The sequence below is a fragment of the Gloeomargarita sp. genome (genome assembly GCF_053491055.1).
This window is the reverse complement of the sequence record NZ_JBRCEP010000089.1, coordinates 21,810-32,171: the sequence shown is the minus strand read 5'-3', so window position 1 is coordinate 32,171 and position 10,362 is coordinate 21,810. Positions and strand designations below refer to the sequence as shown.

General features: G+C 53.9%; 10 protein-coding genes. 4 read left to right on the top strand and 6 right to left on the bottom strand.

Features of this window, described 5'->3' with window-relative positions:
• Window positions 1-189, top strand: a 189-nt coding sequence (locus ACWISF_RS09885; protein WP_448381419.1) for a transposase, incomplete at its 5' end; no start/stop codon positions are given.
• 103 nt (window positions 190-292) lie between these two features.
• Here the strand turns inward: ACWISF_RS09885 and ACWISF_RS09880 are convergent.
• The 5 genes from ACWISF_RS09880 to pgeF all read right to left on the bottom strand — a co-directional run bounded on the left by ACWISF_RS09880 (window position 293) and on the right by pgeF (window position 4,880).
• On the bottom strand, window positions 293-421 hold the full coding sequence (locus ACWISF_RS09880) for a hypothetical protein (RefSeq protein ID WP_448381418.1): 129 nt from the start codon (window positions 419-421) through the stop codon (window positions 293-295).
• An 86-nt stretch (window positions 422-507) separates the two neighbouring features.
• Window positions 508-1,506 carry a ketol-acid reductoisomerase gene (gene ilvC, locus ACWISF_RS09875; protein WP_448381417.1) on the bottom strand — a complete coding sequence of 333 codons (999 nt, stop codon included), beginning with the start codon at window positions 1,504-1,506 and terminating at the stop codon, window positions 508-510.
• Window positions 1,507-1,680: 174 nt separating this feature from the next.
• Window positions 1,681-2,976 (bottom strand): glutamyl-tRNA reductase, encoded by a 1,296-nt coding sequence (locus ACWISF_RS09870; RefSeq protein WP_448381416.1) that lies wholly within the window; start codon window positions 2,974-2,976, stop codon window positions 1,681-1,683.
• Window positions 2,977-2,987: 11 nt separating this feature from the next.
• Window positions 2,988-4,028 carry a class II fructose-bisphosphatase gene (gene glpX, locus ACWISF_RS09865; protein WP_448381415.1) on the bottom strand — a complete coding sequence of 347 codons (1,041 nt, stop codon included), beginning with the start codon at window positions 4,026-4,028 and terminating at the stop codon, window positions 2,988-2,990.
• A 138-nt stretch (window positions 4,029-4,166) separates the two neighbouring features.
• On the bottom strand, window positions 4,167-4,880 hold the full coding sequence (gene pgeF / locus ACWISF_RS09860) for a peptidoglycan editing factor PgeF (protein ID WP_448381414.1): 714 nt from the start codon (window positions 4,878-4,880) through the stop codon (window positions 4,167-4,169).
• Between the two features lie 146 nt (window positions 4,881-5,026).
• Here pgeF and cysS point away from each other — a divergent pair, with 146 nt between their 5' ends.
• Complete coding sequence (gene cysS / locus ACWISF_RS09855; protein WP_448381413.1) at window positions 5,027-6,433, top strand: cysteine--tRNA ligase; 1,407 nt, start codon at window positions 5,027-5,029, stop codon at window positions 6,431-6,433.
• Window positions 6,430-7,926 carry a uroporphyrinogen-III C-methyltransferase gene (cobA, locus tag ACWISF_RS09850; RefSeq protein ID WP_448381412.1) on the top strand — a complete coding sequence of 499 codons (1,497 nt, stop codon included), beginning with the start codon at window positions 6,430-6,432 and terminating at the stop codon, window positions 7,924-7,926. The genes cysS and cobA overlap by 4 nt, the downstream gene beginning before the upstream one ends.
• Window positions 7,927-8,046: 120 nt before the next feature.
• Here cobA and ACWISF_RS09845 read toward each other — a convergent pair whose 3' ends face one another.
• Window positions 8,047-8,310, bottom strand: a complete 264-nt coding sequence (locus ACWISF_RS09845; RefSeq protein ID WP_448381411.1) for a BolA family protein — start codon at window positions 8,308-8,310, stop codon at window positions 8,047-8,049.
• A 124-nt stretch (window positions 8,311-8,434) separates the two neighbouring features.
• Here ACWISF_RS09845 and nblS point away from each other — a divergent pair, with 124 nt between their 5' ends.
• On the top strand, window positions 8,435-10,309 hold the full coding sequence (gene nblS, locus ACWISF_RS09840) for a two-component system sensor histidine kinase NblS (protein ID WP_448381421.1): 1,875 nt from the start codon (window positions 8,435-8,437) through the stop codon (window positions 10,307-10,309).
• Window positions 10,310-10,362: the final 53 nt, after the last annotated feature.

Sequence of the window (10,362 nt, the reverse complement as noted above, 5' to 3'; positions counted from 1 at the left end):
GAGAATTTAGTCTATATTGACCAGTCTGGGATGGATAATCGAGATGTTTATGAATATGGTTGGGGGCGAAAAGGACAAAGAATATACGGTCAACGACCTGGCAAAAAGAGAGAGAGAATCAGCATGATGAGTGGTTATCATTTAGGGCAATTGGTCGCACCATTTACTGGGATTGGTATAGCTAGGTAGGTTAAGGTTGTCGCCCTAAGATTCATGGCTACGCCACGCTTCGCTATGGGAAACCAAGGTGGGGCTACACCCAGCGACCCATATCATGTCAACCTTTGTGTGCTTAGCCATATAAACTGCCCCACCGCGTAGGCGGATGCTGTTGGTTTGTTCGCTCTTTGATTCCTGTCAAAGCCTCCAACACAATGACTTGGTTACGGGCTTTGGCCTGCCGGAGAATGCGCTTGGACACACCTCATCCCTAAGTTTTTTAGGGAGTTAAGTCTTACGTTTGTTGATCCTATTTTACGAGGCGCCGTCTCAATAATCTATAAGCATTTATGATGCCGGTTTCAACCAACTAAACATAGCGCGCAAATCCCGCCCCACTTCCTCAATCGGATGTTCCGCTTCCCGTCGCCGCATGGCCGTAAACACCGGTCTGCCCGCTTGGTTTTCCAGGACAAATTCCCGCGCAAATTGACCGGTCTGAATTTCCGTGAGAATTTGCCGCATTTCCGCCCGTACCTGTTCATTGATAATGCGCGGCCCGCGGGTGTAGTCCCCGTATTCTGCCGTGTTGGAAATGCTGTCGCGCATCCGGGCCAATCCCCCTTCTACAATCAAATCCACAATTAATTTCACTTCGTGCAGACATTCAAAATAGGCCAATTCCGGCTGATAGCCCGCCTGCACCAGGGTTTCAAACCCCGCCTTAATCAGCGCCGTCAACCCCCCGCACAGCACCGCCTGTTCCCCAAACAAATCTGTTTCAGTTTCTTCGCGAAAAGTGGTTTCCAAAATTCCCGCCCGCGTGCCGCCAATCCCTTTGGCATAGCTCATCGCCCGTTCCCTGGCCTGGCCCGACGCATTTTGATACACCGCAAACAGACAGGGCACCCCCTGCCCCTGCACGTAGGTCCGCCGCACCAAATGCCCAGGCCCCTTGGGCGCCACCATGATCACATCCACCTCCGGAGGGGGGACAATCTGGGCATAGTGAATGTTAAACCCGTGGGCAAAGGCCAAGATTTTGCCGGGGCGCAGATGGGGCTGAATCTCTTGCTGATAGACCGTTTTTTGCACCTCATCCGGCAAGAGGACCATAATCAACTCCGCCTGGGCCGCCGCTTCCGCCACCGACAACACCGGCAAACCCTCCGCCTGCGCCTTTGCCGCCGATTTGCTGCCGGGATACAGCCCCACCATCACCTGTAAACCGCTGTCGCGGAGATTCAAGGCGTGGGCGTGCCCCTGCGAACCATAGCCAATGATGGCGATGGGTTTGGACTGCAACAGACTTAAATCCGCATCCGTGTCATAGTACAGCCGCGCCATACGCCACCTCTTGCCAATCACTACCTGGGTTACTCATCATACCAGAATCCGGCGGCGGGGAACTGTTGCAAAAGTTTACAGCACCGGCGTTGCCCGCAAGCGTGGTTGCAGGCAATGACCCCTGCCGCCAGGAATGGCAGCCATCGAAAGCCCCGGCAGCAAGGTAACTCGCGTTTATCTGCTCTGGGAAAGGGATTCTTCGGGATTCAAATTGAACAGCGTATGCAAGGTTTGCAGGGCACGTTTACGCGCCATCGTATCCCGCTGTGCCCGCAGTTGTACCATCGGGTCGTGCAGGATTTTATTGACAATTCCTTTGGTCAGGGCTTCCACCACCTCCCGGTGTTTGCTGGTTAAATCCGCCCCTAACCGAGAGAGGGCTTTTTCCAACTCCTGCGCCCGAATCGCCTCCACCTTGTCCCGCAGTTGATTCAACGTCGGCACCGTTTCCAACGACTGCCACCACAGGTCAAACGCCTCCAGTTCCTCCTCCAAAATGGCTTCCGCCTCCAAGACCGACTGCCGCCGCCGTTCCTGGTTGCGGTTGACCACCTCCCGCAGGTCGTCCACATTGTAGGTATGCACGTGGGGCAATTCGTTCACATCGGGAGCCACATTGCGCGGCACGGAAATGTCAAACAGCATCAGAGACTGGTTGGGCAATAGCCAGGCCTGTAACATGGCCCGATGCACCAAGGGTTCCACCGCCGCCGTACCCGTAAACATCACATCCGATTCGGGAATGGTTTTGGCCAGGTCCTCCAGGGGCCGGATGTGGATTTGGGTTTCGGGAAATTGGCTGGCCAATTCCATCGCCCGCTCCGCCGAACGGTTGACCAGCGTCAAGCGGTTGACCCCCTTAGCCACCAAATGGGTGACCAACAGCCGCGCCATTTTCCCCGCCCCCACCACCGTAATCCGCGCCCGGTGCAACTGGGGCACCCGCAGATGCGCCAACTCCACCGCCGCCGAGGAAATGGACATCGCCCCACTGCTAATGCCCGTCTGCGCCCGCACCCGTTTGCCCGCCTCCAACGCCCCCCGCAACAAGCGGTTGAGCACCGTCCCTATGCCCTTGGCATCCTGGCCGAGTTTGTGGCAGTGTTTTACCTGCGCCAAAATCTGCCCTTCTCCCAGCACCAAACTGTCTAGCCCTGCCGCCACCCGCAACAGGTGCATCACCGCATCCTGATGCACCAGCGTGAACAAATAGGGACGCAACTGCGCCAGCGGCATGCCACTGTGTTCCGCCAGAAAGACCGTCACCTCCCGTACCCCCTGGTACGTATCCGGGCTGACAAAATACACCTCCAGGCGGTTGCAGGTGCTCAGAACCGTCGCCTCTTGGATGTGGGGGTAACTGCACAGTTGTTGAATCGCCGCCACCCGCCGTTCCTCTGGAATGCTCAGTTTTTCGCGCACCGCCACCGGCGCCGTCTTATGGCTTAAACCCACCACAATGACCGGCATGGCTCCACCTCCTAGCGCAATTGGATCACTTTCGGTTGCCCTTTCAGGTGAATCGTATCGACAAACCGTGCCGTGCGAGACTGGGTGGAAATCACCAGGGTCGAGGTGCGTACCCCACCGGTGAAAAAGCGCACCCCCTCCATCAGGGCGCCCGGCGTGATCCCAGTTGCCGCAAACAGCACCGTTTGACCGCTGGCCAGTTCTTCCGCGCTGTACACCCGGTCCGGGTCCGTAATCCCCATCTCCTTCAACCGCTGGATGTTCCCCTCCCGCGTCCATTTTTCGCTTTCCGGGGTTTTCACCACCGCCGGGTCATAGACCAACTGCCCCTGGAAATGGCCCCCCAAACAGCGCATGGCCGCCGCCGTAATCACCCCTTCCGGGGCCGCCCCAATCCCCATCAGCGCGTGAATGTTCGTACCGGCAAACGCACAGCACAGGGCCGCCGACACATCCCCATCGCTAATCAGCCGCACCCGCGCACCCGCCGCCCGAATTTCCGCAATCAGGTCTTTGTGCCGGGGCCGGTCCATGACCACCACATTCAAATCCTCAACCGCCCGCCCCAAACACTCCGCAAGAATCCGCAAATTTTCCGTGGGCGTTTTGCGAATATCCACATGGTTGCGCGCCGCCGGGGGAGCCGCCAGCTTATTCATATAAAAATCCGGAGCGGCAAACAACCCCCCCTTTTCGGAAATCGCCAGCACCGACATGGCGCCGTTTTGCCCCTTAGCCACCAGGTTTGTGCCTTCGCAAGGGTCCACGGCAATATCAATCTCCTGCAATTCCTCCACCGAACAGATTTCGGCGGCATTGGGCTGGGTACAAATCCCCACCTCCTCGCCGATGTAGAGCATGGGCGCCTCGTCCCGCTCGCCCTCGCCAATGACAATCCGCCCCCGCATATAAATCTGATTCAGCCGGGCACGCATCGCCTCCACAGCCGCCCGGTCTGCCCCTTCCTTGTCGCCTTTCCCCATGTAGTGCGCCGCGGCAATGGCCGCCTGCTCGACCACCTCGATAATCTCTAACCCAATCGTGCTATCCACAAACTTCCCTCAACACGACGTCCCCTGTTTCAGTCTATCAGGGCCACGCAAACCCCAACCGCAGCCAGAATGTTAAGCTTTGTGGCTGTAGGTAAATAATCTTCACAATTATTGGCATAACCCCAGGCCACCTGCGCGCTAGCGGCTGACGATGGCCGACCACTGTACGGGGGTTTTTCCGTCCCGGCGGTAGGAATAGAACCGTTCCCGCTCGGCGTAGGTACAGTGGGGTGACACGGCAATTTGTTCCGGCGGGATGCCCAGGTAGTGCAACTGTTGCACCTGCACTTGGCGCAAATCCAACCGCCAGCGTTCCCCATCCGGTTGCAGGATGTCCGGTTGCGCTTGCCACTGGGCAATGACCGCCGCCAGCGTGGGTTGCGCCACACCCACCAACGTCGCTGCCAAAGCCGCCACCACCTCCCCCTGCACCTGGTAATTGCGGCCACTGATGGCAGGTCCCAAGGCAATCCGTAAACTGTCTAGACGACTCCCCTGCCGGAGCAATTTCTCCACTGCCGTCGGAATAATCTGGGCCGCTGTGCCCCGCCAGCCCGCATGGAGCGCCGCCACCCTCCCTGTGTGCATACAACCAATCAGCACCGGCACACAATCGGCACTGGCCACCCACAGCGCCTGACCCGGCTGGGTGGAAATCAGCCCATCCCCGGCACTTTCCGGCTGCACCTCCGCTACAGAGAGTACCAGCCCGCTATGCATTTGCCGCAGCCGATAGTTGCTCCGACCGGGAAATGCCGCCACTCCCAGGCGTCCACCAAACTGATGCGGCCAGGGAGCAAGCAGGTCACAGCTAAGGTGCGTATCCCCCTGCCAATGCCATTGGGCTGCCATCACTGCAGAAATAGGGGTTATCGCCATCCAATTTATGACCATCAAACCATCATATTAACGGAACATTGACCACTCCCCCGCTCAAAAAGTAAAAGCGTTCCTGTATCATAAACAATAGACAAATCATGATGCGCCGTAATTTTCCCATGACCTTAACCGTTTACAACACGCTCAAGCGCCAACTGGAACCTTTTTACCCCCAACAACCGCCGGTCGTGACCATGTACGTTTGTGGCGTGACGGTCTATGATTACTGTCATTTGGGCCACGCCCGCAGTTATATTGTCTGGGACATCGTGCGGCGTTATTTAGAACATCTAGGCTACACCGTCTTCCATGTGCAAAACATCACCGATATTGACGACAAAATTCTCAAAAAAGCCCAAGCGGAACAGACGCCAATTGAGGTAATCACGGAGCGGTATATCCAAGCCTGCGATGAAGATATGCGGCGGTTAAACATTCTCCCTGCTTGGCAATACCCTAGGGCGACCGAATCGATCCCCGACATTATTCACTTTATTCAACGCCTGGAATCGCTGGGTTATGCCTATGCGGTTGAAGGGGATGTGTATTATGCGGTTGAGCGTTTTCCTACTTATGGAAAGCTCTCCCAACGCACCCTAGAACACATGCAATCGGGGGCCAGTGGTCGGGTAGAGAAAGCAGAGGTGGAAAAGAAACGGCATCCTTTGGATTTTGCCCTGTGGAAAGCAGCCAAACCGGGTGAACCTGCCTGGGCATCTCCCTGGGGCTTCGGTCGTCCTGGCTGGCACATTGAATGCTCGGCGATGGTGTATAAAACTTTGGGAGAAAGTATTGACATTCACGCCGGCGGCACAGATTTGATTTTTCCCCACCACGAAAATGAAATTGCCCAGTCGGAACCCATCACCCAAAAACCCTTAGCCCGCTATTGGTTACACAATGGATTTGTCACTGTAGATGGGGAAAAAATGTCGAAGTCGCTGGGCAATTTTCGCACCATTCGCGAGGTGCTCCAGCACTACGAACCGATGGCCTTGCGATTGTTGATCTTGCAATCCCACTACCGGCAACCGATGGAATGCACGCCTGCTGGGTTACAGGCTGCGCAATCTGGCTGGCAGACCTTACAACAGGCAGCGCAAACCTACGATTTGCAGGCAGCCGAAAGGGTAAGTAAAAAGGATTGCGACCCTGAAATTTTAGAGCAGTTTGCGCAGGCGATGAATGCCGATTTCAACACTCCTGGGGCGCTTGCCCTTTTATTTGGTCTGGCGAAAAAACTTAAACGCAGCGAGAGGAGCGAAGCATCCCGGCGGCTGTGGCAAACCTTTGTTTATCTAGCGCAGCAGGTTTTGGGCTTAAAATTCACCCCCAAACCTGTGACTTCTCAGGGCAGCGATTCCTTAGACCAGGAAATTGCCCGCCTCATTCAAGAACGACAAAAAGCACGGCAAGCAAAAAATTATGCCGAAGCCGACCGCATCCGTCAGGAATTGGCGAAAAAGGGCTTTCGTTTGATTGACAAACCCAACGGGGAAACCCTAGTTGAGGTCTGTTCTGAGTGAACCCGATTGTCCTGGTAGGCGCCGGCCCCGGCGGCCCGGAACATCTGACGCAGGCGGCTTGCCAAGCGCTGCAACAGGCCGAAGTTGTCCTGTACGACAGCTTGATTGATCCCCGCCTCCTTAGCCTCGTTTCTCCCCAGGCGGAAACCCGCTCGGTGCAGGGGTTATCCCAGACCGAAATCAACAACCTGCTGATTCACCATCACCGCAACCACCGCCGCGTTGTGCGTCTCAAAAGTGGTGACCCATTTATCTTCGGCAAAGCCACGCAAGAATTGCAGGCCCTGGCCGCAGCCGATTGTATATACCATGTCATTCCCGGTATCAGTACAGTTACCGGAGCAGCCACCCTGGCGGGCATCCCGTTGACAGACCGCGAATGGGGACGCACCATCGGTATTTTTACAGCCCATGCCCCTGACGACCTGGACTGGTCCGCCTTAGCGCGGATGGATATGCTGGTTGGTCTGATGGGGGTCAGTCATTTGGACACCATACAAACCCAATTACTACAAAATGGCCGCGGTCCTGACACGCCAGTGGCTCTGATTCACCGGGCAGGGCAAATTGGGCAAGCCATCTGGCGGGGCACGCTAGCAGAATTGGCCGCTCAACCAGCGCAAGCGCCCAGCGTGTTGATTGTGGGGGAAGGCGTGAGACACCAGGCCCAATGCCAATCCCGTTTGCCTTTACAAGGTAAAAACATTTTAGTGACACGGGCAGCAGGCAGCGGTGGCGAGATGGAGCAGCTTTTGCGGGATTATGGGGCGAATGTGGTGAGTCTGCCCACGCTGGTTGTCGAGCCACCTCCAGACTGGACCGCTTTGGATAGGGCGATTACCCAACTGGCGCAATTTCACTGGTTAATTCTCACCTCTGCCAATGGGGTGGATTATTTTCTGGAACGACTTTGGTATCATGGCCTGGATGTGCGTGCCCTAGCCCATCTCAAAATTGCGGTTGTGGGAGAAAAAACCGCTTTACATTTACAGAAATGGGGACTGCGCGCGGATTTAATTCCCCAAGAATTTGTTGCCGATCAACTCCTAGCAGCATTTCCTTGTGACTGTCAGAACGTGCGGGTGTTATTTCCCCGCGTCGCCAGCGGTGGGCGGGATGTTTTGGTCCAGGGATTGCAACAGCGCGGGGCAGAGGTTTTAGAAGTCGCTGCCTATGAAACCCGTTGTCCGGAGACGATTCCCCCATTTATTTTGGAGTATCTGCAACGGGGTTGGATCGATGTCCTCACCTTTACCAGTTCCAAAACGGTCGTGCATTGCTATCAACTTTTAGAACAAGCTGCTCCGGGTGTGTGGCGAACGTGGTTAACCAAGAGTTGCATTGCCGCGATTGGTCCCCAAACTGCGCGCACCTGTGAACGTTATTTTCACAGAGTAGATATGGTTGCTAAGGAGTACACCTTGCCGGGTTTGGTTCAGGCGATTGTTGCGCATTATTGCCACCCCCATCACCGCCGGTCGGTATCCATTTAGCCAGTTGTATCATGTTTCCTGAATGCCAAAAACTTCTCCCCGTCACCCTCATCATTCCTTTCGTTCTCCGGCCAAGACTTCATAGGTAAATAAAGTTCGTAAATCAGCTACAGCCAGGCGTTATGAATTTTGGGAAGCGCTTTGCCGCCACTCTTCCGGAGTAAGGGTTTTCATCGTCAACGCATGGAGTTCGTTGGTTGCCAAAACACTTTGTAGCGCTTGGTACACCAACTGATGCCGCTGCACCCGGCTTTTGCCCCCAAAAGCTGAGGATACAATTACCGCTTGCCAATGGTCACCACCACCTGTCAAGTCCTGCACTTCGACATAGGCATCGGTCAAATGGCTTTGAATTAACTCAATCAGAGTTTGGGGTGACAACATTGGTACACGCAACCCAACCAACCAAAACTACCCCTATTATGCCAGAAACTCCCTTGGCGGCAGTCGGGATGACCCTGACCCCCTTCGCCGTGGTTTCGTAACATAATATATAAAAAGACGTTCTATTGCTACGACTGCTACGACATTGTTACAGCGATTCGCAACCCTGATTGTCCGTTGGTGGTCAGATTTTACGCTGCAAACGCGGCTGATGGCAGCGGCGACGTTGGTCGTTTCCCTGCTGATGAGTTTGCTCACCTTTTGGGCGGTCAACAGCATTCAGCAGGATGCTCGCATGAATGATACACGTTTTGGGCGGGATTTGGGCTTATTGCTGGCTGCCAATGTTGCCCCTTTAGTCGCTCAGGACAATCGCACCGAATTGGCACGGTTATCGGAAAAGTTCTACCATAGCACTGCCAGTATCCGTTATATTTTGTACGCCGACGCCCAGGGAGAAATCTATTTTGGTATTCCGTTTTCTGCGGTCGAAGTGCAAAATTCCCTGACCTTAAGGCGGCGGATTCAACTGCCGGAGTTGGCAGAACCAGACCAGCCCTTTGTCAGGCAACATTTGACCCCAGATGGTTTAATTGCCGATGTTTTTGTACCCCTGATTCAAGATGGAAAATATCTGGGGATTTTAGCTTTAGGGATCAATCCCAATCCCACAGTTTTAAGTGCTTCATTACTTACCCGCAACATCACCTTGGCAGTATTCATTTCTATATGGATTCTCGTCATCTTGGGTGGTGTGTTCAATGCTGTGACAATTACCCGTCCAATTCGGGAGTTATTAATCGGTGTTAAAAATATTGCTTCTGGAAACTTTCGCCAACGGATCGACTTGCCTTTTGGGGGTGAATTCGGGGAGTTAATTGCCAGTTTCAATGAAATGGCAGAGCGGTTAGCCCATTACGAAGAGCAAAATATTGAAGAATTAACCGCCCAAAAGGCCAAACTGGATACGCTCATGTCCACGATTGCCGATGGTGCAATTCTTTTGGATCGGGAATTGAAAATTGCTTTGGTCAATCCTACGGCGGAGAAACTTTTTGGTTGGTCAGGACAAAATGTTTTGGGGCAAGTGGTCTTCGATGTCTTACCTGCACCAGTAGCCGAGAACATTACCCAACCTTTACAAGAATTGAGCCAGCGTGGGGAAGCAAAGGGAGAACCTATTGAGTTTTGCATTAACCTTGAATCTCCCTACAAATGCACCGTTAAAGTATTGTTAACCACGGTTTTCGACCAGGTTCGCAATCAACTGCAAGGGGTTGCCATTACCATCCAAGATGTTACGCGGGAAATGGAACTGAACGAAGCCAAAAGCCATTTCATTAGCAATGTTTCTCACGAATTGCGCACTCCCCTATTTAACATTAAGTCATTTATTGAAACCCTCTATGAATATGGTCACAGCTTGAATGAAGAACAAAAACGAGATTTTTTAGAAACGGCCAATCGTGAAACGGACCGTCTGACCCGTTTGGTAAACGACGTACTCGATATTTCCCGTCTAGAATCTGGCAAGCCTTATCCCCTCGCGCCTACTTCTTTGAGTGCGATTATCGAACAAACATTGCGGGCGCACCGTCTAACGGCCAAGGATAAGGGAATTCATCTCTCAGCCGTTGTCGAACCCGATTTGCCAGATGTTATTGGGCATTACGATTTACTGCTCCAGGTGTTAGCGAATTTGGTGGGGAATGCTCTCAAATTTACCCCAGCGGGCGGCTATGTCATTCTGTGGGCTTTTCCCTGGGAAGGACGCGTGCGGGTAGAAGTGAGTGACACGGGAATTGGCATTCCACCGGAGCATCAGAAGGCAATTTTTGGGCGGTTTTTCCGCGTAGAGAATCGGGTACACACCTTGGAAGGAACTGGCTTAGGTTTGTCGATTGTCAAAAATATTCTGCAAAAACATCATACGGATATTCATCTGATTAGCGAAGTGGGCATCGGGAGTAGCTTTTGGTTTGATTTAGACCCAGCCTAATGCCTAGATTTTCCTGATTGATGCCTGTAAAATACCCTTCTGAGCATCGCCAT